The organism is Halomonas sp. LC1, from assembly GCF_030247125.1.
Lineage (GTDB): Bacteria > Pseudomonadota > Gammaproteobacteria > Pseudomonadales > Halomonadaceae > Vreelandella.
Genome location: NZ_JASSPG010000001.1, coordinates 451,402 through 477,377, shown reverse-complemented (window position 1 = coordinate 477,377; position 25,976 = coordinate 451,402). Strand labels below are relative to the sequence as shown.

Annotated in this window: 23 protein-coding genes; 11 read left to right on the top strand and 12 right to left on the bottom strand. The window is 59.4% G+C overall.

The features are described from left to right. The first annotated feature begins 21 nt into the window (after positions 1 to 21). Entirely contained in the window at positions 22 to 2,064 is a 2,043-nt protein-coding gene (locus QIT27_RS02215) for a TonB-dependent receptor family protein (protein ID WP_285262764.1), read from the top strand. A gap of 223 nt (positions 2,065 to 2,287) precedes the next feature. Here the strand turns inward: QIT27_RS02215 and QIT27_RS02210 are convergent, their stop codons facing one another. The 3 genes from QIT27_RS02210 to QIT27_RS02200 form a co-directional block, all read right to left on the bottom strand. Further along, positions 2,288 to 4,852, bottom strand: a complete 2,565-nt coding sequence (locus QIT27_RS02210) for a glucose/quinate/shikimate family membrane-bound PQQ-dependent dehydrogenase (RefSeq protein ID WP_285262763.1) — start codon at positions 4,850 to 4,852, stop codon at positions 2,288 to 2,290. 275 nt (positions 4,853 to 5,127) lie between these two features. Then, the gene (locus QIT27_RS02205; RefSeq protein WP_285262762.1) at positions 5,128 to 6,129 is read right to left on the bottom strand and encodes an NADP-dependent oxidoreductase; all 1,002 of its coding nucleotides are present in this window, start codon (positions 6,127 to 6,129) and stop codon (positions 5,128 to 5,130) included. Positions 6,130 to 6,316: 187 nt separating this feature from the next. Beyond that, entirely contained in the window at positions 6,317 to 6,709 is a 393-nt protein-coding gene (locus tag QIT27_RS02200) for a septal ring lytic transglycosylase RlpA family protein (protein ID WP_253016757.1), read from the bottom strand. A gap of 332 nt (positions 6,710 to 7,041) precedes the next feature. On the opposite strand from QIT27_RS02200, the gene QIT27_RS02195 reads away from it, so the two are divergent. The 3 genes from QIT27_RS02195 to QIT27_RS02185 all read left to right on the top strand — a co-directional run bounded on the left by QIT27_RS02195 (position 7,042) and on the right by QIT27_RS02185 (position 10,006). Further along, positions 7,042 to 8,484, top strand: a complete 1,443-nt coding sequence (locus QIT27_RS02195; RefSeq protein WP_285262761.1) for a hypothetical protein — start codon at positions 7,042 to 7,044, stop codon at positions 8,482 to 8,484. A 116-nt stretch (positions 8,485 to 8,600) separates the two neighbouring features. Further along, a complete protein-coding gene (locus QIT27_RS02190) occupies positions 8,601 to 9,386 on the top strand; it encodes an RsiV family protein (protein WP_285262760.1) in 786 nt (261 codons plus the stop codon). Between the two features lie 140 nt (positions 9,387 to 9,526). Then, a complete protein-coding gene (locus QIT27_RS02185) occupies positions 9,527 to 10,006 on the top strand; it encodes an NUDIX domain-containing protein (protein WP_159341317.1) in 480 nt (159 codons plus the stop codon). Here the strand turns inward: QIT27_RS02185 and QIT27_RS02180 are convergent. Further along, a complete protein-coding gene (locus QIT27_RS02180; protein ID WP_285262759.1) occupies positions 9,989 to 10,867 on the bottom strand; it encodes a DMT family transporter in 879 nt (292 codons plus the stop codon). The genes QIT27_RS02185 and QIT27_RS02180 overlap by 18 nt on opposite strands. A 140-nt stretch (positions 10,868 to 11,007) precedes the next feature. Here QIT27_RS02180 and QIT27_RS02175 point away from each other — a divergent pair, with 140 nt between their 5' ends. Then, positions 11,008 to 11,880, top strand: coding sequence for a LysR substrate-binding domain-containing protein (locus QIT27_RS02175; protein ID WP_159341319.1), 873 nt, complete (start codon positions 11,008 to 11,010; stop codon positions 11,878 to 11,880). An 88-nt stretch (positions 11,881 to 11,968) separates the two neighbouring features. Next, entirely contained in the window at positions 11,969 to 12,526 is a 558-nt protein-coding gene (locus QIT27_RS02170) for a cytochrome b (RefSeq protein ID WP_253016767.1), read from the top strand. Positions 12,527 to 12,547: 21 nt separating this feature from the next. Here QIT27_RS02170 and QIT27_RS02165 read toward each other — a convergent pair whose 3' ends face one another. Together QIT27_RS02165 and QIT27_RS02160 are read right to left on the bottom strand one after the other, a co-directional pair. Next, positions 12,548 to 14,341, bottom strand: a complete 1,794-nt coding sequence (locus QIT27_RS02165; RefSeq protein WP_285262758.1) for a diguanylate cyclase — start codon at positions 14,339 to 14,341, stop codon at positions 12,548 to 12,550. Between the two features lie 159 nt (positions 14,342 to 14,500). Continuing rightward, complete coding sequence (locus QIT27_RS02160) at positions 14,501 to 15,367, bottom strand: LysR family transcriptional regulator ArgP (protein ID WP_285262757.1); 867 nt, start codon at positions 15,365 to 15,367, stop codon at positions 14,501 to 14,503. Between the two features lie 156 nt (positions 15,368 to 15,523). Here QIT27_RS02160 and QIT27_RS02155 point away from each other — a divergent pair, with 156 nt between their 5' ends. Beyond that, positions 15,524 to 17,179, top strand: a complete 1,656-nt coding sequence (locus tag QIT27_RS02155) for a multidrug ABC transporter permease/ATP-binding protein (RefSeq protein WP_285262756.1) — start codon at positions 15,524 to 15,526, stop codon at positions 17,177 to 17,179. A gap of 8 nt (positions 17,180 to 17,187) precedes the next feature. On the opposite strand, the gene fhuF is transcribed toward QIT27_RS02155, so the two are convergent. The 4 genes from fhuF to QIT27_RS02135 all read right to left on the bottom strand — a co-directional run bounded on the left by fhuF (position 17,188) and on the right by QIT27_RS02135 (position 19,477). Further along, positions 17,188 to 17,961: a siderophore-iron reductase FhuF gene (gene fhuF / locus QIT27_RS02150; RefSeq protein ID WP_285262755.1), complete on the bottom strand. Its 774-nt coding sequence runs from the start codon at positions 17,959 to 17,961 to the stop codon at positions 17,188 to 17,190. Between the two features lie 110 nt (positions 17,962 to 18,071). Then, on the bottom strand, positions 18,072 to 18,839 hold the full coding sequence (locus QIT27_RS02145) for an ATP-binding cassette domain-containing protein (RefSeq protein ID WP_285262754.1): 768 nt from the start codon (positions 18,837 to 18,839) through the stop codon (positions 18,072 to 18,074). Between the two features lie 66 nt (positions 18,840 to 18,905). After that, positions 18,906 to 19,142, bottom strand: coding sequence for a hypothetical protein (locus QIT27_RS02140; RefSeq protein ID WP_285262753.1), 237 nt, complete (start codon positions 19,140 to 19,142; stop codon positions 18,906 to 18,908). Next, a complete protein-coding gene (locus QIT27_RS02135) occupies positions 19,142 to 19,477 on the bottom strand; it encodes a cytochrome b (protein WP_285262752.1) in 336 nt (111 codons plus the stop codon). The genes QIT27_RS02140 and QIT27_RS02135 overlap by 1 nt, the downstream gene beginning before the upstream one ends. A 170-nt stretch (positions 19,478 to 19,647) precedes the next feature. Between QIT27_RS02135 and fhuB the strand changes: the two genes are divergently transcribed. Together fhuB and QIT27_RS02125 are read left to right on the top strand one after the other, a co-directional pair. Then, complete coding sequence (gene fhuB / locus QIT27_RS02130; protein WP_371825124.1) at positions 19,648 to 21,618, top strand: Fe(3+)-hydroxamate ABC transporter permease FhuB; 1,971 nt, start codon at positions 19,648 to 19,650, stop codon at positions 21,616 to 21,618. Between the two features lie 94 nt (positions 21,619 to 21,712). Continuing rightward, positions 21,713 to 22,324 carry a LysE/ArgO family amino acid transporter gene (locus QIT27_RS02125; protein WP_159341328.1) on the top strand — a complete coding sequence of 204 codons (612 nt, stop codon included), beginning with the start codon at positions 21,713 to 21,715 and terminating at the stop codon, positions 22,322 to 22,324. A gap of 15 nt (positions 22,325 to 22,339) precedes the next feature. Here QIT27_RS02125 and ltaE read toward each other — a convergent pair whose 3' ends face one another. Continuing rightward, positions 22,340 to 23,350: a low-specificity L-threonine aldolase gene (ltaE, locus tag QIT27_RS02120; RefSeq protein WP_285262750.1), complete on the bottom strand. Its 1,011-nt coding sequence runs from the start codon at positions 23,348 to 23,350 to the stop codon at positions 22,340 to 22,342. Between the two features lie 125 nt (positions 23,351 to 23,475). Between ltaE and QIT27_RS02115 the strand changes: the two genes are divergently transcribed. After that, positions 23,476 to 24,681: an NAD(P)/FAD-dependent oxidoreductase gene (locus QIT27_RS02115; protein ID WP_285262749.1), complete on the top strand. Its 1,206-nt coding sequence runs from the start codon at positions 23,476 to 23,478 to the stop codon at positions 24,679 to 24,681. Between the two features lie 133 nt (positions 24,682 to 24,814). Beyond that, positions 24,815 to 25,366 carry a spermidine N1-acetyltransferase gene (gene speG / locus QIT27_RS02110; protein ID WP_159341331.1) on the top strand — a complete coding sequence of 184 codons (552 nt, stop codon included), beginning with the start codon at positions 24,815 to 24,817 and terminating at the stop codon, positions 25,364 to 25,366. A gap of 56 nt (positions 25,367 to 25,422) precedes the next feature. Here the strand turns inward: speG and QIT27_RS02105 are convergent, their stop codons facing one another. After that, a complete protein-coding gene (locus tag QIT27_RS02105) occupies positions 25,423 to 25,545 on the bottom strand; it encodes a hypothetical protein (RefSeq protein ID WP_285262748.1) in 123 nt (40 codons plus the stop codon). Between the last annotated feature and the right edge of the window lie 431 nt (positions 25,546 to 25,976).

Here is a 25,976-nt window from a genome sequence, read left to right as displayed (position 1 = left end):
TTTTTCATTGGAAAGGATGCCATGACACGCTATCTCCCCCCTTCACTGCTATTGCTCAGCACCGCTTTTGCCGCCCCCGTATGGGCACAAACCGATACAGAAGCCGTGCTGCCCACTGTAGAAGTCAGCGCACCGCGCTTGGCGCGAGAGCTTTACGCCACGCCTGCTGCGGTCTCGACGATAGAGCAAGACGCCATTGCCCAAGGCCAGCAGCGGGTGCGTTTGGATGAGTCGCTCAACCGGGTGCCGGGCGTTTTCCTGCAGAACCGCGATAATTTTGCCCAGGGGCAGCGTATTTCGATTCGCGGCTTTGGTGCCCGTGCGCCGTTTGGGGTGCGAGGCATTACGGTAATGGTGGACGGCATTCCCTACACGCTGCCGGATGGGCAGGCCCAGCTAGATGCGATTGATTTGGATAGCGCTGAGCGCATTGAGGTCATTCGCGGGCCGTCCTCGGTGCTCTACGGCAACGCGGCGGGTGGCGTGATCGACATTACCACCGCCGATGGACGCGACAACCCCGGCACTCGGCTGCGCATGGGCGCCGGTAGCGATGGCTACCAGAAAATGGCGCTGCAAAATGGCGGCGTGCAGGGGGATTGGTCGCACCATATCAGCCTCACTGCGCTGAACGTAGATGGCTACCGGGAGCAGAGTTCCACCGAGAAGTATCTGCTCAATGCCAAGCTGCGCCGTGAGTTGGGCAGCGAACGGGCACTCACTGCCATCATCAACTTGCTGGACAACCCGCGTTCGGAAGACCCCGGCGCGCTCAACGCCCGCGAGGTGGCCGAAGGGCGCGACCAAGCCGCACCGAACTCGCTGGCGCTGGATGCCGGTCAAACCGTCGACCAGCAGTTGATTGGCCTTCAATACGAGGATTTGTCCGCAGGGGAGGGCGAGCTGTACCTGAAAGGCTTTATCGCTCAGCGGGATTTTGAGCAACAGCTACCGTTCGTGGGCAGCAGCCGCCTGGGCTATCAGCGCGATTACATGGGCGCTAGCGCTGAATATCACCACGAGGTAACGCTAGGCAACCTGCCGCTGAATTACATCGTTGGGGTGGATGCCGCTCGCCAGAAAGATGACCGCTTCCGCAACGATGTGAATCCCCAAGGGGCGGTGGGCGAGCCGCTCGCCGATGAAACCCAAACTGCGACCTCCACTGGCGTGTTTGCTCAGGGAGATCTAGCGCTGTCGGAGCCGCTGACGCTGTCGCTGGGCGCGCGGTTTGACCGGGTAGATCTTGATGTCGACGACGATTTTGCTGCCGACGGTGACCAGAGCGGCCAGCGCACCTTCAACGAGTGGAGCGGCTCTGCCGGGCTGAGCTACCGCTATCGCCCGCAGCACCAAGCGTATATCAATACCGGCACGGCCTTCGAGACGCCGACGTTCTCTGAGTTTGCCAACCCCGCTGGCGGTGGCTTCAACCCCAGCGTAGAGCCGCAAAAAGCCTGGAACCGTGAAGTGGGGCTGCGTGGTTACATCGAGCCGCTGGCGCTGGATTACGATGTCGCGCTCTTCTCCGTCCGTGTGCGCGATGAGCTGGTGCCCTACGATGAAGGCGGCCGCACGTTCTACCAGAACGCCGGGGATACCAACCGTGATGGTGTCGAGCTGGCGCTGGGGTGGCAGTTGGCCGACCAGTGGCGTTTGGACAGTGCGCTGACCCTGGCGCGCTACGAGTTCGACGAGTTTGCCACTCCTTCTGAACGCTTCGATGGCAACCGCATTCCCGGCCTGCCGGAACAAACCTGGGTGAACCAGCTAACGTGGGAGAACCTCGACGAGCGCTTTGCCACGCTGGAGACCGAATATGTCGGTGACTTGGTGGCCGATAATGCCAATGAGACGTCGGTGGATAGCTACTGGCTGGTGAACCTGAGGGTGGGAGACGGCTGGCAGCTAAGCCAACAGACTCGGCTAAGCGCTTATGTGGGCCTGCGAAATCTGCTGGATGAAGAGCACTACTCCAATGTGCGCTTGAACGGCACCTTTGGGCGCTTTTATGAACCCGCTCCAGGGCGCAGCGTTTATGGTGGCGTAGAGTTGAGTTTTTAATCAGAAAAAATCGATGTTATCGCTTGGTGTGCCTACGATCTGAGTAACCCTAGGCGGGGGCGCTGTGAATCCCTCCTTGGACGCTACTTTCGCCATCCATGGCGAAAGACCCCCGCTACGGGCTACTCAGATCGTCTCACCTTAAGTGCGTGAATGACCTTAATGACAACGGGCGGCCAATGGCCGCCCGTTTTCTATCTAGCTGACTTCGTAGAGCTAGCAGTTACTCCGGTAACGCGTAGCCAATCACGTAGTCACCCATCTTAGTGCCAAAGGTGCCGTGACCACCGGCTGTCACCACCACGTACTGTCGGCCGTCGGCGCCGGTATAGGTCATCGGCGTGGCCTGACCACCGGCGGGTAAGCGCGCTTTGTAGAGCTCTTCACCCGTGGTGATGTCGTAGCCGCGCAGGTACTGGTCCAGCGTGCCGCTGAGGAATGAGACGCCGCCAGCAGTGGTCAGCGGGCCGCCCAGCGCGGGCACGCCCACGTTCAACCCAATCGGCAGGCCAAAGGGCATGCTGTCGCGGGTGGTACCGTTGCGATGTTTCCACACGACTTCTGCATCCTGCAGGTCGATACCGGCCACATCGCCCCAGGATGGCGCTTGGCAGGGTAAGCCCAACACGGAAAGCAGCGGCCCTAGTTCTACCGCATAGGGCGCGCCTTCGTTGGGCTGTAGGCCCTGCTCGCTGGCGGAGCCTTGGCCCTCTTCGACTTGGTCACGGGGCACCAGCGTAGACACGAACGCAAGGTACTTCGCGCCGGTAAACAGCGCCTGGCGCTCAGGATCGACCGCAACGCCACCCCAATTCATTACCCCCACATTACCCGGGTAAACGATGCTGCCTTCCAAGGAGGGCGGCGTGTACTGGCCTTCGTAGCGCAGCGAGCGGAACTGGATGCGACACATCATCTGATCGAACGGTGACGCGCCCCACATATCCCGCTCGGTGAGCGGCGGTGGCAGCAGGTTCAGCGCCGAACGCGGCTGCGTCTCTGCGGTCCAGTCGCCTTCGATAGCCCCCTGCGGTGCGGGCACTTCTTCGATCGGCACGATGGGCTCGCCGGTTTCCCGGTTGAGCACGTAGAGGCTGCCCTGCTTGGTGGGCTGAATCACGGCGGGCTGGGTGCCGTTTTCAGTTGCTAGGTCGATCAAGACCGGCTGAGCCGGGGTGTCCATATCCCACAGGTCGTGGTGAACGAACTGGTAGACCCAGGCCACTTGGCCGTCGTCCAAATTCAGCGCTACGAGCCCTGCGCTGTAGGTTTCATCGTTTTCAGAGCGGTCAGCGCCGTACTGGTCCGGGGTAGCATTGCCCATGGGCAGATACACGAGCCCCAATTCTTCATCGACGCTGATCGGTGCCCACACGTTAGGAGAGCCACGGGTATAGGTTTCTCCCTCTTCGAGTGGGGCGGTGTCGTCTGGGTTGCCACTGTCCCAGTTCCACACCAGCTCGCCGGTATGCACGTCGAAGGCACGGATCACGCCGGACGGCTCGTCGATGGAGCTGTTGTCGGTGACGTGGCCGCCCAAAATGACCAAGTCTTCCGTCACCGTGGCCGGAGAGGTGGAGTAGTAGCCGCCAGGGGAGAACTCGCCAATGTTATTGGTGAGATCCACTTCGCCGTTGTTGCCAAAGCTTTCGCAGCGCTCGCCGGTATCGGCATTCAGCGCAATCAGGCGGGCGTCGGCAGTGGGCAAGTACAGCCTGCGCGGGCACATTACGTCCGTGGCGCTAATCATCTCAGAAGTGTCACCTTCATCGGATGCCAGCGCCGGGCTGTCGCCGAGGCCGCTGATGAATAGCAGGAAGGCCAGGTCCAGGTCGAACTGGCTGCCGTCATCGAACAGCACGCGAGGAGTGGCCGTGCCGTCTTCCGCAGACGCCGTGCCATCGTTAGTGCTGCTGTCTGTGTTGTCAGCGTCGTCGTTCGAGGCTTCGTAGTTAGACGCATCGTAGTAGGCGAGGCCGCGGCAGGTCATGTGGGCCCAACCGGAGAAGTCGTCTGCGCCCATGGTGCTGATATTGGGGTCAAACTCCCATAGGGTTTCGCCGGTTTCCGGTGACAGCGCCATGGCACGACTATGCGACGTGCAGATATACAGGCTGTCGTTGACTTTCAGTGGCGTGTTCTGGTTGGTAATTTCCGGCGGGGCGTTGGGGCCGGGTTCATCGCCGGTTTGGATGCGCCACACTTCTTCCAATTTACCAACGTTCTCGGGCGTGATTTGGTCGAGTGACGAGTAGTGGGTGCCGGCATTGGTACCGCCGTAGGCAGGCCAGTCGTCGCCCGCGACCTGGGCTGGGTTGACGGCCTCGGTGCTATTGGCGGACTCGATGGTGCCTTCCACCGTGCCTGGGTAGCTAAACTGGCTGGCAATAGCAACGATGATCGCCGCGCCAATACTGGCCATGAGCGCCAAGCTGCCACCCCGCGAGTTGAGCGGTTTGCGCCACCACGGCAGCAGCATGATGATGCCGATGAGACAGGGAATGGCGACCCTAGGTACCAGTTGCCACCAATCCAGCCCGACTTCCCAAAGTGCCCACACCAGAGTGGCGAACAAAATGAGGGCGTACAGCCAAAGTGCCGCCCCTTTGCGCAAGGCCAGCAGCAGCCCGGCCACTACTAAGCCCGCCCCAGCGATCAAGTAGTAGGCGCTACCGCCTAGCATGAGCAGTTGGCCGCCACCTACGGCAAGTGCAATGCCAGCTAACGCCAGCAGCAAACCCAGCACCAAGGCTGGCCATTTGCCGCGAGCACGCGTGTGTTCATCCATGAGGTAAACCCCTCTTAACAACGAGTTGATGCCGCTTAACCGACAAGGTCTGCGGCGGCTCCACAACGTGCCCTAACCCATCGGCAGGGCCGATGGGTTAAAACACACATTGATTAGCTGTGATTTTAATAATCAATTCGCTTTTGGTCTAATACTTTGCTGGCTAATCGATACCAATGCCAAAAGCCGCGCTACTCAACATAGCGCGGCTAGAAGGGAGGGGAAGCGATGATAGGTAGATTTAACCTAGCGTAACCTGCCTGGGGGAGGGCGTATCAGTTCAGCTTAACCAGCATTTTACCGGTGTTGCCCCCCTCAAAGAGCGCCAGGAAGGCATCGGGCGTATTGTCGAGTCCCTCTTTAACGGTCTCTTTGTAGTCCAGCTTGCCATCGGCGACCTGCGGCGCGACCTCGTTCAAAAAGTAGCGGTAGCTGGACCAGTGATCGGCCACGATGAACCCTTGCATTTTGGCCTTACGAACCACGAGCTGCGAGAGGTTATTTGGCCCCGGCGTGGGCGCTTCGGTGTTGTAGCTGTCGATCATGCCGCAGACGGCAATGCGCGCTCCCTCGTTGAGCTGGCTGAGCGCCGCTTCGAGGCAGATACCACCTACGTTCTCAAAATAGACGTCGATGCCGTTGGGGCTGGCGAGCTTGATGGCATCGCTTAACTCTTGCGCGCTGCGGTCACGGTAGCTGACCGGCTCGACGCCGAGGGATTCCAACCAAGCAAGCTTATGGGCAGCGCCCGCGATGCCCACCACGTGGCAGCCTTTCGCTTTTGCTAGCTGTACGGCTAAGGAGCCCACTGCGCCGCTGGCAGCACTGACGAGGACATTATCGCCCGGTTTGCACTCGGCGATCAGGTTGAGGCCTGTCCAGGCGGTCATGCCGGGCATGCCGAGCACCCCTAGGTAGGCTTGGTCGGGCACGTTCGTGTCGGGAAGGGCCGTCACGCTGTCCCCCGGCAACTGTGCGACATCGCGCCAGCCGCCCATATGGCTCACCTTATCGCCTACTTTCAAGCTGGAGTGGTTCGAGGCGATGACTTCACCAATCGCACCGCCCTCCATGGGCTTGCCAAGCTCGAAGGGGGCGACGTAGGTGTGCACGCCGCTCATACGACCACGCATGTAAGGGTCGACCGAGAGCCAGTGGTTGCGAATACGCACTTCGCCCTCTTCTAACTCGGGTAACGCTTGGCTCTCCAGGGAGAATAGCTCGCGCTTGGGTAAGCCGGTCGGGTAGTCGGTGAGGGTATAAAAACGAGATTGCATGGCTGCCTCCTGCATTGAAGTAAACGTAACGTTCCTTGCAGGGTAGAGACCATTAGCACGCTTGCAAGTTCGCCATACGTTCACACCAAAAAAAACGGCCCGAACGGGCCGCTTTGCTCAGCAGGGGTTGCCCTGGGGCAACGCTGATCGTTTAAGGGGTATCACACGCTTGCGGGTGTGTTATCCGTTAATCTACCAGAGTGATCATCACGGGGGCCGTCCCTCGGCGAATCATACCGAGTGCCCGCGCTGCCCGCTTGGAAAGGTCGATGATGCGTCCTTTGACGAACGGACCGCGATCATTGATCAGTACTTCCACTTCTTGCCCAGTATCCGGGCGGGTGACCAGCACTTTGGTACCGAAGGGCAGGCTAGGGTGCGCTGCGGTCAGTGCCTGCTGGTCGAAGGGCTCGCCACTAGCGGTGGTGGCCCCTTGAAAGCGGTCGCTGTAAAAAGAAGCCACCCCTTCTTGTAACTCTGTGGTCGTTACGGCTTGACTGGCAACTGCTTGATTGACAAAGAGCAATAGCAATAAAACAGCAAAAACGCTCGTTCGGATCGTACGTAGATAGTCTCCCATAGGAGTACCTCAGTGGTTCGTAAAGCGGACTCCGCATTCGTTGACGAGGTGCCGATAGGCGTATGGATAGTAGCTTGCCCTCTGGAGGTCGGCAAGCTTTAAGAAGATCGACGCAATTAGCTCCATAATTCTGCTTTTTGTTCAACGGCGCTATGCCCTTGAGATTCAGTGGCTTAAGCAGCGTCAATGAAGTGAATTAATGAAGACGCGTGGGCGATGCACTATTTTTCATCAAACGCTCACTTTAACTCGTTAAGCACCTTATAATTTCCCATCGTTCACGATGCTCTCTATGGCGTCACCCACCCTCGCCAATGAACAAGGATGCACCCATGGCTAAGTCTTCTTCTCTCACACTGTTGATTGTGGCGGTGGGCGGCGTTGCCGTTGGCTACTTTGCCGCGCAAACGTTGCCAAACCTGGCCCCTCCTGCAGAAGCGCCCGACGCAGAAACGACGGCCGAGCAGGACACGACGCCTGCGGCCCTGCAGGGCCTGGAGTACCTCACCTTGGGCGAGCGTGCGCGTGGTGAGATCACCTCCGCGAGCGAGCTCAACGGTAAAGATGGCAGCCGCTTTACCCGTTATGCCATCACGTTGGACGAAGAGGCGCTAGTGGAGGTGTCGTTGAGCGGGGCGCTGCAGGGCACCGTCGCCCTGTATGACGACCAGCTTCAACTGTTGGCCAACGCAGACACGGTACGCCACCGCATCGAAGAGAGCGGCGATTACATCGTGGTGATCAGCGGTGCCGATGCGCATAGCTATGGGCCTTTCAACGTCAACAGCCGCACTATTGAGCTGAGCGATGCCGATACCATGACGGTGGGTACGCCCATCGATAGCTGGCTCGATACCACCGAACGTGAGATCACGCTAACCATCGAAGAAGCAGGCATGTACCAGATCGAAATGCGTGCCGATGAGTTCGATGCGTACCTAGAATTGGAAGGCCCGAACGATTACTACCGCGAAGATGACGACAGCGCGGGTGAGTTGAATGCTCGCATTGCCGATTTTCTTGCCCCCGGTGAGTACACGTTGACTGCCCGCTCTGCCTTTGGTGATGGCAGTGGCCTGTTCACCCTGACGGCCGAGCCCCATGAGCTGCCGGGGAATGGCGAGCTGCGTAACGATGGCACCGTCACCCCCAACGATACGCTGAGCGGCTGGTACAGCGGGCAAGACGTCACGTATGACTTAGAGATCGACCAAGCGGGCATGTACCAAATCGATATGAGCTCCAGCGATGTGGACGCTTACTTGGTACTCGAGGGCCCTAACGGTTATTACCGTGAAGATGATGACAGTGCGGGTGAGTTGAATGCGCGCATTGCCGATTTTCTCGCGCCGGGTACTTACCAACTCACGGCCCGTACCGCCTACGGCACTGACAGCGGGCTGTTCACCCTCGCCATCGAGCCGCGTGATCTGCCGAACGATGTCGAGTTACGCAACGAAGGCGCGCTCACTCCCGATGAAACGCTCAACGGCTGGTACAGCGGCGAGGCTCTGACCTATCAGCTCACGATAGAGGAAAGCTCGCTCGTCACGCTGAGCATGAGCTCTAACGACTTCGATACGTATCTTGAACTGTACGGCGAAGGTGTGTCCTATACTGACGACGACAGCGGCGGTGGTACCAACGCCCGTTTAGAGCAGGCGCTACTGCCCGGCACCTATACCGTGAGCGCACGCGGTTTTAGCGCCAGCGGCAGCGGTATGTTCGAACTAGCGGTGAGCGCAGAACCCACCGAAATGCAGCCGGACACCTAAAGCCACCGCGAAGTATCGGTTCGTTTTCAACAACGCCCCTGCCGCTCTGCAGGGGCGTTGCCGTTCTACGATGATCAGCCCGCCTCATAGGGTGAGTGATTCACAAGGAGGTTAAGATGCTACGCACGTTCAAAACACTAGGAGTGGGTCTATCGCTCGCCGGAGCGCTTCTCTTGGGCGGCTGTTTGGCCGCTGATACATCGCCCTCAGAGCCGTTTGCATTGGCCTCGCTGGCCGTGGAAAAACAGTACGTGGCCCCGGGATGCCAAGGGGAGCAGTGTTCGACGGTGACTATCTCAGCGCTGGCATTTCCCCAGGCGCCTGCGTCAAGCGAGGCCCTACAAACCCGCTTGCTCACCCTAGGCATGGCGATCAGCGACGAGACGGCTGCCCCTGCCGAGAGCTGGGACGCGTACGCCGAGCGCTTCCTGAGTCTGGCTGAAGAGGACAACCAAGCCGCGCCTGGTGACATGACCAGCGAAGCGCTATTGGAAGCCACGGTGTACGCACGTCATCACGACCTGTTGGTCATCGAACTCAATAGCTATGTGTATCATGCCGGCCAAGCGCATGGGCTTCCGTTGACTGAATACATGGTCATCGATGAGCGCGAGCGGCGCATCGTCGAGCCCGAGGACATGCTGGTGGACGGGCAGGAGGCCGCTTTCGATACCCTTTTGGCTGACGCGCATCAGCGCTGGATCACTGAGATGGGCTTTGATGCGCAGTTTGCAGCCCAGTGGCCGCTGAGTAAAAGCCGCAACATTGCGCCGCTGGAGGACCGCTGGGAAGTAACCTACAACGTTTATGACATTGCGCCCTATGCGGCGGGCCAGCCAACCCTCACGCTCCCCCTTGAGGCGCTGAAAGGCGTGGCCAAGCCGCGTTACCTGGGCCAATAAACTAGCTCTGCGATTGCTCCTAATGGCGTAAAACAAATCGCCGGTTATCGACTACGCTGAAAAGCAGCTCGCCGACACGAGACGTGTGGGGGAGCTGCTTTTTTATTGTTCCCACGAAGACCAATAGGCATGGATCGCTTATGACACTCGATACGCAAGCCGCTCGGCAAGTGCAGCTACTGGTGGTCGATACTCAGGGCCGCTTGCTGCTCAAACGCGAGGCATCGCCTCCCCACTGGACGCTACTCGGCAGCGCGCTGGCCCACGATGAAGATTACCCGGCGGCGGCAATCCGTTTGCTCTTCGAGGAGGCCGGGCTTACCTGCCCCTTGGGGCCGCTACTTCGCCAGCGTGCCCACACCGCGAAAGCGGGCCAAACCGGTGAAGAGCGCTTTTTCTTGGTGCGCTGTCCTGATACCCAGCTTGACACCCACGACAACGCCCAGGGCAGGCTGATGCTGGACGATGGCCGTGACGCCACGCCCTGCTACGCGTGGTGGCCACTCTCGGAAATGCAGAGCAGCGAGAGTGACACCTTTTCGCCGTCCTGGTTGCCAGAGCTGCTGGCCAGCGTGCTGTTTAGCGAGATGATGATGCCCACCTCAGCGGCCCGCCTTTAAGCACCCAACGACCACCAGCAGGGCGGCCGTAGGTAGCCGCCAGTCGAATACGCTCATGCCTGCCAGGACGAGTAGCAACGCTGCCAAGATAGGCACGCCATACGCCAAGCTGCCCACGAGGCTGGCGTGACCGAATCGCAGCGCTTTGTCCCACGCCACCATGGCGATGCCGTAAGGCCCCAAGCCTAGCGCGATGCCTGCCACGAGCGCTTCGCCGCGGGGCAGCGCCACGTCACCCTCCAGCCAATCGCTAGCGATACAGGTGAGTGCACAAGCAATCAACAATAAGCGCGGCAGCAGCGGCGTGAGTGAGATAGGGGCCGCTTGACCTAGCCATGAATAGAGTGCCCAGCAGCAGGCCGCCAGCAGCGCCAAGCCATAGCCGGAAGCCGAACCGCCAACTCCCCCGCTGAGCGCTTGGGGCAGCAGTAATATCGCCGCGCCCGAAAAAGCGATCAGCGCGCCGGCCACGCTTGCCCACTGCAACCGTCCCCAGCGGCTCCACTGGCTCAGCAGCACGAACAGCACCGGCCATGTATAGGTAATCAACGCCGCTTCGGCGGCGGGGGCGAGACGCATACCAATGAAATAGCTGCTGACGGCACCTACGATCAGCAGCGGGATACCCAGCCAGACGATCAGCTGCCAGCCCAGCGAACAGGTGGGCATAGAAACACGACGGCTGAGCGGCAGCGTGGCCAGCGCGCCTGCTAGCAGCGTGAGGGCGGTGAGCTGTAAGGGGGCCGTGGCATTGGCGAGTTCGGCCAGCAGCGGTGCCATGCTCCATAACGTCACCGCCAGCAAGGCGGCACACACGCTGTATGTTGAGGATACCGCTACCGGGGAGTGAAGGGGGTGCATGATGCGTCTCCTAAAGCCGTCGATGATTCAAGCCGTCAAGGGACCCCGTCTTGAAAGTGTCCCATGCCGCGCAGCATACTCATCACTTACCCATCAAGATAACGATCTTTTATGATCGATATCATCAACAATGGTGATGTATGCGGGCACCCACGTTTGATTTGACGCTATTGAGGACGCTGGTAGCCATTGCGGACACCGGCAGCGTGACGGCGGCGGCAAAACGGCTGGCCTATACGCAGTCGACGGTGAGCATGCAGCTGCAGCGGTTGGAGGCGCAGCTCGCGGTGAGCCTGCACGAACGGGAAGGGCGGCGGCTGCGCTTTACCGCAGAGGGCGAGCGTTTACTGGCCCATGCACGACGGCTGCTGGCGCTCAATGACGAGGCCTGGAGCGATATGCAGGCCCGCCAGATTACTGGCGATCTTACGCTGGGCATTCCTGAGGATTACGCCTCACTGCTGCCGTCGGTGTTTGCGTACTTTCACCAGCTTTACCCCGCCGTAGGGCTGACGGTTCAGTGCGGCACCAGCGCCCACTTGGTCGAACAAGTGAAAGCCTCGGCGCTGGATTTGGCGCTGGTGACGCGCCAGCGGCACTCCCCCGGGGGCGATGTCATTCGCCGTGAGCCGCTGGTGTGGGCGGTAGGAGTACACCAGCAGCCCTCCTTGAGTGACCCAATTCCACTGGCGCTTTACACCCCAGGCGCGGATGTATTTCGCGAAGTGGCCGAGCAGGCGCTGCAAGCCGCCGGGCGAGATTGGCGAGTGGCCTATACGAGCCAATCCATGGCGGGGCTAGCGCCGATCGTGACGGCGGGCTTGGCAGTGGTCGTCGTGACTCGCAGTATGCTCACGCCTACGCTGCGCCCGCTGGATGAGAGCAGCGGGTTGCCTGCACTGCCGATGATCGAGCTTGCCCTGCACCGCGCCCCGCACCGTCCATCCGAGCCCGCACGGCGGTTGGGTGAATTGATACGCGAACAGCTAGCGGCTGCCAGCGAAGCGTTATAAGGTAAACCGCTGGCTAATCATTATTTTTCTAACGGGTCGACGTTGCACTATGCTGACGGTGACGACATGGCTGGGCAGGGAGTCTTGAATGCACGAGTTAGATCACTATATCTATCCACACCGGGTGCTGCACTGGCTGGTGGCACTGGCGGTGCTGCTCTCGCTGGCGAGCGGCCTGACACTGGGGTTTTTGGGCTATGAACGCACCTTGGCGCTGGTCGGGAATACGCTCACGAACCTGCTCTATACCAGCCATAAAACTTTGGGCGTCACGATACTGCTGCTCATGACGCTGCGCATCATCACGCGAGTGGCGTTCGTGGTGCCGGATCACGATCCGCCTTTGAACGCCTTCGAACGTATGGTCAGTACCAGCGTTCACCACCTGTTGTATGCCGCATTGGTGGCGATGCCGCTGATCGGCTGGGCTGCCACGGCGACAGGCGGTTTCCCCGTCGAGTTTTTCCACTGGCACTTGCCAGGGCTGCTGGGTAAGAACGACGCTCTCTCGCAAACCCTGTTCATGTGGCACGAGCGTTTGGGCTGGGCACTGGTGGTGCTGATCACGCTGCACGTTGCGGGGGCGCTATTCCACTGGCGTATCAAACGCGACAACGTGATGAAACGCATGAGTCTGTTTGACTAAGCGGCGCCGCTTCTCCTCCTATCACGCCGAACCATAGCCGTAAGACCGGTTGGTTTGGCGTGATTTCTCCGCGTACATATGGCAATCGGCCTCTTTGAGCAGTTGCGCGAGCGTGCAGTTGTCGTCGCGGCTCAGGCTCATCCCGATGCTGATACCGACCTGCACCAGCGCGTCGCAGGGCAGCTTGATCGGTGCGCTCACGGCCTGGGTGATGCGGCTGCAGATATCGTCCAGCAGGCTGGGGTCTTGGATGTGCTCCAGCAGTAAGATGAACTCATCTCCACCAAAGCGCGCGCAGTGGTCGCCTTCCCGCGCCACGTGCGCTAGCCGCTTGGCCACTTGCTGAAGCACGAAATCTCCCGCTTCGTGGCCGAATTGATCATTGATCGGTTTGAAGCGATCGAGATCGCACATGATCAGCGCCAGCGGCTCGTGTTGGTCGTGGCTGCGGGCCAGGGCCGCTTCGGCGTAGCGCACCAAGCCGTGCCGATTCAGTAGCCCCGTGAGCATGTCGTGGTTGGCAAGCTGCTCTAGCGCATGAGTGCGGGCAGCGACTTTGGCTTCCAAGGCGGCTTCCTGCTTCTTAAGCATGGCGACGGTGTTGGCCTGGGCGCGCTCTTTTTGCCATTTCAGTTTGTTGAACCTGGCTGCCAAGGCAAAGGAGAGCAGCAGCATCTCGATGGCCGAGCCGATCTGAATGCCATGCAGCGTGACGAAGTTCGCAGGCAGTATGCTCATGTTGCGCAGCGCGAACACGGCCGCGCCGAGTAAAAAAATCGACCACGCGACCACGAACAGGCGAGCGCTCGGCACGCGTCGCCAACTGCAGTAAATTCCACATACTAACAGCAGCAGCGACGCGCTGAACCCAACCACATCCATCAAGCGTAGCGCGTATTGTATGGGTAGCAGCAGGGCGGCGAGCAGTGCGACCCAGTAGATCATTCGGCAGCCTGACAGCATACGGTGCCAGCGGGGGCTATAGCGCCACGTGTTGAGAAAACTCTGAGCGAACAGCGTGGCCATGGCCGAGGCAAACGTGAAACCAATGGCCACGAGCCGCGCGGTGTGCTCGCCGAGAGCGCTCCAGAAGATCAGGGTTCCCAGGCCATTGAAGGTCAAGATCGCCAGAGTAAAACCAAAGCTAAACAGCGCGTAGTAGAGAAAGACGCGCTCCTTGAGACCCAAAAAGAGCAGAAAGTTATACACACCCAGCGCCAGCAGCATGCCGAAGTACGTGGCTAGCCAAAAGTTGTGGCGATCGTTTTGGGTATAGAAACTGTCCGGCGTCATCACGCTGTAATTCAATACCTTACTCCCGGCGGCGGTGACTTGGCTGTACAGCGTGACGGTTTCGCCACCGGCGAGCATCACCGGAAAGACCGCCTGTCGGTGGGCGAGCGCGCGCGCCGAGAGCGGTAGCGCACTGCCGCTTTGCTGCACCTCGCTAAACTGCGCTCTCAGGGTGTAAAGCGTGACGACATCCAAAAAAGGATATTCGAACGTTACCAGCCAGGTGGCCGGGCGGGGCGAGGCGTTGTGCAAGCGAGCGGTCAGCCACGTGTCGCCTTGGGTATAGCCGAGGTGTAAGTCGTCATCGCTCGTGACGGATTGAAAGTCCTTCGTGTGGTCCAGCACGTCACGTAGCGTTAGCGGTGTCTCGGTGTGCCAGTAGCGAGTGACGTCGTTGAGCGAGTAGCGGGCGTGTTCAGGAGAGATCGACAGCGTATTCGCGGCGCTTGCCTGAAGGCACCCACTGAACGAGAGGACAACGAGACAGAGCAGTAAGCGCTTTAACCAACCGTGAGCATCCATAGCGTTCGCTTTTGTGATGTTTTTACTCCGCTCAGGAAACCCTGATCGCTAACGAAAGGGCGAAAGAACGACGCCTTCGTGGTGCGGGTAGGATGGCGTGGGTCATCCAAAACCACTTTGAGTGTAGCCGTGATTCCCTCCCAGCAGATGAGAATGATGCTAAAGCGTGAGACGGTTCAGACTTTCAGTGAGTCGCTGAATCAACTGCCCGCTATGTCGCCAAAAGTGCCAGTAGAGCGGTACGGTTAACCCGTGCCCCGGCGCGATACTCACCAGTTGGCCTGATTGCAACTGTTCGGCAGCTTGGCGCTGCGGAATCATGCCGTACCCAATGCCCGCCATGGCCAAGCGCACGAAGCCCTCTGACGAAGGGCACAAATGGTAGGGAAAGTGCCCCTGGTAGCCGCACTGGGCCAAAAACTGATGCTGTAGTTGATCGTGGGGGCCAAAGACGATAGCGGGAGCTTTTTGAAAAGCCTCTGCGCTAGGGCCTTCTGGAAAAAAGCGTGCGACGTAGCTGGGCGATGCCAGTGGCTGATAAAGCATGTCTCCCACGTGCAGGCAGCGCGCACCGGCGATCGGTTGGGGCGTGGCGCATAAGCAGGCGGCAACATCGCCATCTCGCAGGCGTTTTAAGCCCACGTCCTGGTCCTCGATAACCAGGTCGAGCAGCACCTCCTCCGATTGGCAGATATCCGCCACAGCGTCGGCCCACCAGGTGACGACGCTATCGGCATTCACGGCGATGCGGAGCCGAGGGGCGGCTCTTTCCAGGGTCGGTAGGGCGTCGTGTAAATCGCGCTCCAATAGCTGCACCTGCTGGTAGTGGGCGAGTAATCGCTGGCCCGCAGGGGTGGGGGCAAGAGTGGGATGGCGTATCAGCACCGGCTGGCCCAGGCGAACTTCTAGCGCTTTCACTCGTTGCGAAACGGCCGATTGCGACAATCCCATCACGTCGCCTGCCCGCTCGAAGCCGCCGCACTCCACCACGGTGGCCAGGGCATGCAGTAATTTGTAATCCACCATGGCGTTCTCTCTGTTGTTGGCTAGGGCAGTTAACCAACCCCACATTGGTGAGTAAAGACGTGCACGTCACGTTGCGTAAATGAAAATCAGTCTCTTTGTTTGACTTGCCGGGGAAGTGCGTCACAATTCGCCGCTTATGTGTAAAGGGGATGCAGCATGGAATTATTGCGGGTGGTTTTTTGTCACTACCGCTGGCCGTTTCTAGGCGCACTGGTGCTGAGCCTAGTGAGTGCTGGGCTAGGGGTGGGGGTGATTGCGTTCATCAACCAGCGGCTGATCGAAGCGGGCAGTGCCCTCTCCGCATTGCCCCAGTTTTTAGGGCTATTGGCGCTGCTGCTGGCGGTCACGCTGGGCACGCAGCTAGCGCTTACCTTGCTGGGCCACTACTTCGTCTTCGATCTGCGCTCCCGGCTGGTGAAGCGGATTCTGGATACCGATATCGAACGGTTAGAGCAGCTTGGTAACGCGACGCTATTGGCAAGTCTCTCCAGCGATGTGCGCAATATCACCATCGGCTTCGTGCGCCTGCCGGAGCTGGTGCAAGGCGTAGTGCTGACGCTGGCCTCGGTGGCGTACCTTGCGTGGCTCTCGCCGCAGATGGTGGTGATCACCGTGCTGTGGATGGCCTTCACCATGGGCGTTGGCTGGGTGCTGGTATCGAAAGTGTATCGCCACTTCCATCAGGTGCGCGAAAGCGAGGATCGACTGTACAAGGATTATCAATCGGCGATCGAGGGCCGCAAAGAGCTGGCGCTTAACCGTGACCGTGCGCGGCGCTTTTTTGATGAATCCTACACGAAGAACGCAAAAGCGTACCGCCACCATATTATTCGCGCAGATACCTACCACCTCAGCGCCAATAACTGGTCCAATATCATGATGCTGGGCGCTATTGGCGTGGTGTTCTTCATGGCCAACGTGCTGGGCTGGGCAAGCTCGGCGGTGGCAGCCACCTTTGCTCTAACCCTGCTGTTTTTACGCACGCCCTTGATTCAGGCCGTGGGCGCATGGCCCACGTTAATCAGCGCCCAAGTGGCGTTCGATAAACTGGCAAGCCTGGAGCTAGCGGAGTACCAGCCGGGCTTTGATGTGGAGGATCGCTTCCACGACTGGCAGCGCTTAACGCTCACTAACGTGGTGTATCGCTACACGCCGTCCTCCGGGGGCGAAGGCTTCCAGGTGGGACCGCTCAATCTCACGCTGGCGCGTGGCGAGCAGGTGTTTCTGATTGGCGGTAACGGCAGTGGTAAATCGACGCTGGCGCGTCTGCTGTCAGGATTGTACCGCCCGCAAAGTGGCCAAATTAGTGTGGATGGAAAGGAGCTTAGCCCGCAAGAGTGGGCTGCGTTTCGGGCGCGCTTTGCCAGCGTCTTTACCGATTTTCACCAGTTCGACCAAGCCATGGGGCCGGGCGGCAAAGCGGCTGACTCCGCGCTGGTCGCGACCTGGCTTGAGCGGCTGCAGATGCAGCATAAGCTTGAGTGGCAAGATGACCGGGTGGTGAATACTCAGCTCTCGCAAGGGCAGCGCAAGCGCTTGGCACTGCTGCTGGCGATTGCCGAAGAGCGGGATATTTTGCTGCTGGATGAGTGGGCAGCGGACCAGGACCCGCAGTTCAGGCGGCTGTTTTACCGCGAACTGTTACCCCACTTGAAAGCAATGGGCAAAACCGTGTTTGCCATTAGCCACGACGACAGCTACTTCGTCCATGCGGATCGTTTACTGGAGATGTCCAAGGGGCAGCTGAGTGAGCTGACGGGAGAGCAGCGGGCACAGGCCAGTGAGGACGCGGTGGCGCAGATCAGCTCGTAATGAGCGGCTTACCCTTTGCGCCGCGCCTGGCGGTCGCACCCTTCTAGCGGGCAATTACCGCATACGTCAAACTCATCGAGCAGGTAGCGCAGGCAGCAGAGCTTGCGCACCCGCTTGACCTCTTCACTGCCGCTGGGCTGATACGTACGCACTGGCTCGAATAGCGGGTTGCGCTGCCCGTTGAGGGTGCGCGATTCCAGCAGCGCGCGCGTGGCGGCCAGGGCTTCTTGGTTAACCAAAGGATGCGCGGCTAGGGCGTTAACGTAGTAATCCACGTAGCCACCTGCGTTGCTCCAAAATACCCGTGGTGCGGCTCCAGAAATGGCCGAGAGACGCTCGATGAGCGGTGCCCAGTGCTGCTCGATGAGCGTGGTAAAGCGCTCGGTGGTGTCCTGCGTTGTAAAGCGCTCGCCTTCATGGGGCAGCCAAAGCCCTTGAGCGCAGCCTTCTTCATTTTGGATCACATAGAGATCGTCGAGCCCGACGGGTAGGTCGCGGTTCAGCAGCAGATGAGCCGTCAGCGTGGGAACCGTAACGGTGCTGAAGTGCCACTTCGACCAGAGCGAGGCAATGGCTCGCTTATCTCCGCCGGGGTAGCAGCTGGCGTAGCACGCCATATCCTCTTCGAGCAGCGCAGCGTTGCGCCAACGAGATGCCTTGATAGCCCCATGCGGCACCGCACCACCGATCAATGGCGGCGTAAAGTGCTCAAGCGGCCCCTGATAGCAATCAGCAAGAGACAGTGGCAGGGCGGTGTCGGGCTGGCGCAAGGCGAGAGGCATAACCGAACTCCAAGACGTGATAAGCGCACGTGGGTAGAGCGCCAGCATAAGCGATAATGCTTATCAGTTGAAGAGTTAATTGAGAACGACTCGTCTTCCAGCCGTGGCCATTATTGCGCCACGGCTATGCGGTGCCCGCCGTTTGGATGCTGCATGACCTGCATGGGTAGCCCGTAAATGGCTTCCAACGTGTCGTTTTGCATCAGAGCATCGGGCTTGCCGTGGGCCAGCAGGCGGCCGCTGTGAAGCGCCATGAGCTCATCGCAGTAGCGCGAGGCCATGTTGATGTCGTGAAGCACGATGATCACGCCCAGATTCAGCTCGTCGCAGAGCTTACGAATCAGCGCCAATACCTCCATTTGGTGGGCGATATCCAGCGCTGCGAGCGGCTCATCCAGCAGTAAAAAACGGCTGCCTTGGGCGATCAGCATGGCGAGCCACACCCGTTGGCGTTCACCGCCTGAAAGCGTATCTACCAAGCGGTCGGCGAAGGCTTCCGTGTGGGTGAGGGCAATCGCCCGCTCAATCGCCTCTTTGTCTGTTTGATTATGGCGACCTAGTAGACCGTGCCAGGGGTAACGCCCAAACGCCACCAGCTCGCGTCCGGTGAGATTTTCGGCACTGGGTAGATGCTGGGGCAGGTAGGCAACTTGACGGGCAAACTCACGATGCCCCCACGCCTGCAAAGGGCGTTCATCAAAATGAATATCGCCTTCACTGACGGGCTGCTGCTGCGCCAGCAGCTTGATCAGCGTCGATTTGCCAGAGCCGTTATGGCCAATCAGGCCATACACCTTGCCTTCTTCAAAAGTATGGTAAATCGGTTGAAGAAGGGGCTTGCCGTTGATGGCGAAAGTGGCACCCTGAACGTTAAACATGCGTCACTCCTGGCCAAGCGGACGTCGCGCGAATGAAAAGTGCATTGTATCGCTAATAGTTATCATTTAGAAATTTTTCCGTGACCGGCCGCTTATTTTTGTCATCAACGGCAAGCGTTGGTGCACGATATGCCCGACGACCAGCAGGAGCAGTAACCAAGAGAGCGGGCTGTGCAGCAGGTCGGCAGGGAGCATAAGCGCTGGGAGGTTGTTTTCTGCACCAGGAATCACCTCAATACCATAGACCTTGAGTGGCCAGCCGCCGGCGTAGTTTCTGATTAATCCAAGACTGGAAATCAGCATCAACAGCACATAAACAAGCCATGCACGGCGCTAGCCAGCCGGCCACGTAACGTGCGCAGCTGCCGAGGCCGCTGACCACGCTGGTTAAACCACCAGACTAATCGCGCTAAGGTGATGACCAATAGCAGTAGGCCAATCGCTCCGTGTGGCGCTAACCGTGACAGCATTAACGTCACGCTCGTTTCGCCAAACACACGCCACATGACCACGACAAAAAACTGAGTAAGCACTAATAGCGCAGTGAGCCAGTGCAGTAGACGACTGACGACACCGTAATGATGGGGAGTGTCGCGCCATGCAGTGGGCAACAGTGTAGAGGAGAGAGCTGCTTTCATAACGAGACTTAGCGGTAATGGGCGGAGCCAAGATTGTAGTGTGAATACTTATCATTTAGAATCTCGCCCTTTGATTTATTTTCTGTTTCCTCGATTGCCAAGGTCACGCCAATGACAATGCCTGCCCGTGCCTCCGCTGTCCTCGTTGACGGGATATTGTCATGCATCTGATGGGCCGCCGTTCTCCCGCTCATATCTGCTTACTGCTGAGCTTGCCGTTGATGGTGCTGCTGGGGCTGAGCCTTCAGCAGCAGGGTGGTATCGCGCAGAGCGTTCAGGCGCTGCTGTTTCCCACGCTCGATAACGTCGATGAGCTGCTGCTGCACTTTGCTTGGTGGCCGCGTTTTACCATTGCGCTATTAGCCGGTGGCGGTCTAGCGCTGGCTGGGGTGCTAATGCAGCAGGTGCTCCGCAACCCGCTGGCATCGCCCACCACCTTGGGCGTGGCGTCGGGCGCCAACTTGGCGTTGATGGCGGCTACGCTATTGGCCCCCGGCGTGCTTACGATAGGCAGTGAGTGGATTGCATTGCTGGGTGGCGCTGCCGCTATGGGGCTGGTGTTTGCACTTTCGTGGCGGCGTGGGTTGGCGCCCATTGCGGTGGTGCTGGCGGGGTTGGTGGTCAATCTTTATCTGGGGGCGCTCTCGACGGCCCTGCTGTTGTTCAATCACGAAACCCTGGCGGGTCTGCTGATTTGGGGAGCTGGCTCCCTGGCGCAAAATGGTTGGGATGGCGTGGCGTCGCTGGCTCCCAGGCTAGCCATTTGCGGCTTGGCGGCGTGGCTGCTGCTGCGTCCTTTGGCCGTTTTGGAGTTAGACGACGCCAGCGCCAAAAGCCTGGGGATTTCGCTGAAGCATTTGCGCTTTGCCGGTTTAGGGCTGGCGGTCTTCATCACCGGCAGCGTGGTGAGTGTGGTGGGTATCATCGGCTTCATTGGTTTAGCGGCTCCCAATATCGTGCGTATGGCGGGGGCACGCACGCTGCGTGCGCGCTTGCTCTGGTCGACGTTATTAGGCGCCGTACTGTTGGCCACCACGGACCTCTTACTGCAGCGCTTTTCCGGCATGATGGCGACGCTGATTCCCACCGGGGCCGTGACGGGCGCCTTAGGCGCACCGCTGCTGATGTGGTTAATTCCGCGCCTTAAACTGCAGGGCGACCGACCTCCCCAGACAACCGGCGTGGTGATCACGCGCCACGCCGCGCCCCATCGGTTAGCGATAGGGCTACTGCTAGCGCTGGTGGCAGCTATGGTGGTGGGCCATTTGGTGGGGCAAGGGGCCAACGGCTGGAGCATCATCGCCCCGACGAACTGGGGAGTGATCGAGTGGCGCTTTCCGCGCGTAATGGCGGCAGCGGCCAGCGGTTTGATGCTGGCAATAGCGGGCACTATTCTGCAGCGCCTTTCGGCTAATCCCATGGCGAGCCCTGAAGTGCTGGGTATCAGTGGTGGCTGCGCCATCGCGCTGATTTTAGGTATTTATCTGCTCCCCGCTCCCAGCAATGCCATGCTGGTGGCGATAGGAACGCTGGGGGCGTTGGCGACGCTGCTTGTGCTGGTAGCGCTCAACCGTAAGAGTGGCTTTGTGCCTGAGCGTTTACTGCTCAGCGGCGTAGCGATTAGCGCGCTGTTCGATGCGGTGCGCAGCGTGCTGCTGGCGGGCGGTGACCCGCGCGGCCAGCAGGTTATTGCGTGGCTGGCAGGCTCTACTTATTACGTGGATGTAGGCAGCGCGCTGCTCGTAGGCAGTATTGCGGCGGGGCTTGCGTTGGTATCGCTGCCGTTCACCCGCTGGCTAGACATCATGCCGCTGGGTACCGCCACAGCGCGTTCGCTGGGCATTGGCCTGAACCGTGCGCGCCTAGCACTACTGCTGCTGGTCGCTGTGCTCACCGCCTGCGCCACGCTAGTGGTGGGGCCGCTCTCCTTCATTGGCTTATTGGCACCGCACATGGCCCGGCTAATGGGCTTCTCCCGCGCCCGCCAGCACTTAGTAGGCGCTGCCTTGATCGGTATGCTGTTGATGGTGTTGGCCGACTGGGTGGGCCGTCAAATCATGTTCCCGTATGAGATTCCCGCAGGCTTGGTGGCCTCGCTGATTGGCGGCGCCTACTTCATGTGGGGGCTACGACGGCTATAAGCTGTGCTAATGCGCCATTAGCAAGATGATTTTTGGTTATGTGAGCCTTCCCTTACCCTGTCGCCATCTTCACTCCAGCAGAAGGCGAACGGCAATGTGGGAAAGCTACTTAACGGGTTTGGTAGTTTGCGGCGGTATCATCATGGCGATTGGGGCGCAGAACGCCTACGTGCTGGGGCTGGCCGTTCGCCGCGAGTACCACTGGTGGTCGGCGGGGCTGTGTATAAGCGCGGATATCATCCTGCTCACGGCGGGTATGTTTGGTGCCAGCGCGTTTTTGCTCACCATGCCCAATGCCATGGAAGCCATGCGCTGGGTAGGCGTGCTATTTTTGAGCTGGCTAGCGGCACAAGCGCTATGGCGCGCTGCCAGCGGCCGCGAAGGCTTGAAAGCCAACAGCGCCAAAGCGCGTAGCCTGCGCGGCGTGTTACTGGCGACGCTGGCGGTGACGGTGCTCAACCCGCAAGTCTACCTCGATACGCTGCTGTTAATTCCCGCCATTGGTGCCCAGCAGGAGAGCGCCGGTGTGTTCGTCGCCGGGGCGTCAACGGCGTCAATTCTCTGGTTCAGCTTGCTGGCCTGGGGCGGCGCGGCGCTGTCGCCCTGGCTCTCCCGCCCTGCGGCATGGCGCACCATCGACGGGCTGATTGGCCTGATGATGGCCGCCATCGCGGTGCACCTCGCACTCGGCTCGGCGCTGTTGTAGGGGTTGATTGACGCGTTACGCCTGATCGAAGTAGCGCTTGATGATACCCAGCACCTGCTCAATATCGCTGTCGCTGATATCACGATGCACTACCATCCGTGTGGCGTAGAGCAGCTCTATCAGCACGCCATGTTCCTTGAGCCAAGCGGCCAGCGGCGCGATATGCGCTTTGTCGATCTGAACAAACACCATATTGGTGGCCTGTGAGGTCACCTCAATGGCGGGAAAGACGGCCAAGCCTTCCGCCAAGTGGGCCGCACGGCGGTGATCGTGTGCCAAATCCGCTACATGGTGATCCAGCGCGTGCTGGCAGGCGGCGGCAATAATACCTGCCTGGCGCATTCCGCCTCCCACTACTTTACGCCAGCGCCGGGCGCGGTCGATCAATGCCTGAGAGCCCACTAGTGCCGAGCCCATCGGCGTGCCTAACCCTTTCGAAAAGCATAGCGATACGCTGTCGAAGGGCTGGCAGAGCTGCGTGAGTGAGGTATCCGTCGCGACGGCGGCATTGAAGAGCCGGGCACCGTCTAGGTGGGTGGCCAGACCATGTTCTCGAGCCAGCGCGGTGGCCTGCTGCACGTACTCGGCAGGCAGTACCTTGCCGCCTATGGTGTTCTCCAACGCGAGCAGCCGGGTGCGGGCAAAGTGAAAATCGTCGGCTTTGACGGCGGCAGCGACTTTTTCGAGTGGCAGGCTGCCGTCTGTGGCGTTCTCGATCGGCTGCGGTTGAATGCTGCCCAACACGGCGGCACCGCCCCCTTCATAGCGATAGGTGTGGGCGCTCTGGCCAACGATGTACTCATCACCCCGCTCGCAGTGGGCCATCAAAGCCACCAGGTTGCTCTGGGTGCCGCTGGGGAATAGCAGCGCGGCTTCTTTGCCCGCACGCTCGGCCAGCGTGGCTTGAAAGGCATTCACCGTCGGGTCGTCGCCCCACACATCGTCGCCCAGCGGCGCCGACATCATGGCGTCTCGCATGGCGGCGGTAGGGCGTGTCACCGTATCGCTACGTAAATCAATCGTCATCGAACGACTCCTGGTTGGGGAGTGGGACAGGGCATGATGCCGATAACCCACTATGGTTAATGGGCACGACACCCAACGTTTATCTGCCCGGTCTGACCGTATGGCAATCCAGCATAGGCAATAAGATGGATCTTAAAAGTGGTTATCCGTTCTGGACGGTAAAAAATGGCTTGTTAGCGCCGTTTCCCCAGCTTACTCAAGATCTCAATGTAGACACAGTGATCATTGGTGGAGGTATCACCGGTGCTTTGATCGCCGATGAGCTTAGCCGCCACGGCCATCACGTAGCGGTGCTCGAACGGCGGGACGTTGGCTGGGGAAGCTCTGCCGCCAGTACGGCGCTGCTGCAGTATGAAATAGACACCCATATGGTGCATTTGGCCGAGCAGTACGGTGAGGCCAATGCCGTGATGGCTTATCGAGGCTGTGCCGAGGCGATTGTGTCCCTGGAGCGCTTGGCTGCCGAGTTGGGCAACGTCGCGTTCAGCCGCCAGGAGAGCCTCTACTTTGCGAGTCAGGAGGCGGATGTCGCTGCCTTGAGCGCTGAACTTACGATGCGCAAGCGCTTTGGCTTCGATGTCGCTTGGCTGGACAAGCGCACGATCGAGGCGGACTACGGCTTTTCTGCGCCAGGGGCGATTCTCTCCTCGCTGGCCGCCCGTGCCGACCCTTACCGTATGGCGTATCACCTATTGGAAAACGTCGTCCGACGCGGCAGCCAGGTGTTTGATCGCACCCAGGTGGAGCAGCTAACGCCGGACGGCGAAGGAGTGAGCGTCGTGTTGCGCAATGGGGCGACGCTACGCAGCCAACAAGTCGTCATCGCCGCCGGTTACGAAAGCCAAACGTGGTTGCCGGAGCCCGTGGCGGCCAATCGCAGCAGCTATGCGTTCGTGACCGACCCCTTACCCCGCGAGGTAATGGGCAAGCTGGGACACACGCTGGTGTGGGAGTCTGCGCGGCCGTATCTTTATCTGCGTTCTACTCAGGAGGGGCGACTATTGATCGGCGGAGAGGATGACGATGAAGACATCGCCGAGCGCCGCGACGCCCGGGTGATGGAAAAAGCGCGAACGCTGGCGGCCAAGGTAGAGGCGCTCTGGCCGGACCTTGAGATCAATCCGACGTTTTGCTGGGGCGGCACGTTCGCGGAAACCGACGACGGCTTGCCCTATTTCGGACCTCATGAGGCGCTGGGGCTAAGGGTTCATTTCGCCATGGCGTACGGGGGAAACGGGATTACTTACAGTATGATAGGTGCCCAACTGCTGCGGGCGTTGATCGAAGGGCGCGATCACCCTTTGCGCGCGCTGTTCTCATTTCAGCGCTAGCGCCCACGGGCATCAACGCGTCGCTGATAAGACGCTACACTACGAGTACGAACGCCTCTCATGCGTTCGTACTCGTCGTTAAGATGACCTTCCTGCCGTATCGCATCGTTTGATGAATAAGTGAGTGTTTGTCATGAGTCCCGCCCTGTTCCTTCGTGCCCTGGAGCGCAATGATTTGCGCTTCGTCCATGAACTCAATAACAACCAGAGCATCATGTCTTACTGGTTTGAGGAGCCTTACGAATCCTTCGATGAACTCGAAGAGCTGTACAACAAGCACATCCACGACAACGCCGAGCGGCGCTTCGTGGCCGAGGACAGCGCCGGTAACGCGATTGGCTTGGTGGAGCTGATCGAAATCGATTACATCCATCGCAGTGCCGAGTTTCAGATCATCATAACGCCCGAGCACCAGGGGAAAGGGTTTGCGCGCTCACTGATTCGTCAGGCACTACACTACTCCTTCACGATTTTGAATCTGCATAAGGTCTACTTGATCGTCGCAGTGCAGAACGTCAAAGCGATTCATCTCTATGAAGAGAGCGGGTTCATCGAAGAGGGGCACTTGGTACAGGAGTTCTTCATCAACGGCAAATACCGTGATGTAAAGCGCATGTACATCTTGCAAGAGACGTATTTGGCGCAGCTAGGACAGCAGCCAGACGAAGAAGGAGGGTGGGAGTAGATGTCCCGCATCTCGGTCAACGGCCAAAGCGCATTGACCGAGACGCGGGAAGCGCCTTATTGCTGGCGCATGTAGGCGGCGAGGGCATCGAACGCAGCGCGCTGCTGCTGAGCACGTTTTGCCCATACTTCCATCACATCGACTTCCATGGCCGATTTTTGAGACGTGGCATCTTTCATGGCGAACACTCCTGGTACAGGGGGAGAGGAATCGTTTTTGTTATACACAGCTTGCGTTGTGCAATGCAGTAAAATAGCTGTGATATGAATATTAGGCGCTTTCCTCCGGCGTGACTAGCCCAAAAGATGTAAGTGATCTGCCATTGCGCGTAAGAAATAGCTTACAAATCGTCGTGAGAGGGGCGCCTGTTGTGCTAGCTTGTTGAATGGAAAAGATTTTCATAATACAAAAAAGCCGACATAGTATGTCGGCTTGGGGGTTATCTTTTCGTCTAACGAGATGGAAACCGACGCAAAAAGCCCTAGCTAGCCGTAAAAATCGGCGATGGCATCATTGGCAGCGCGTAGCCACTGTGCCTGGCAGTGCCAGAATGCCAGCACGTCATCGCTGACAGGCGGGGTGAGGTGGGTGACGATCATGGCAAGGTCCT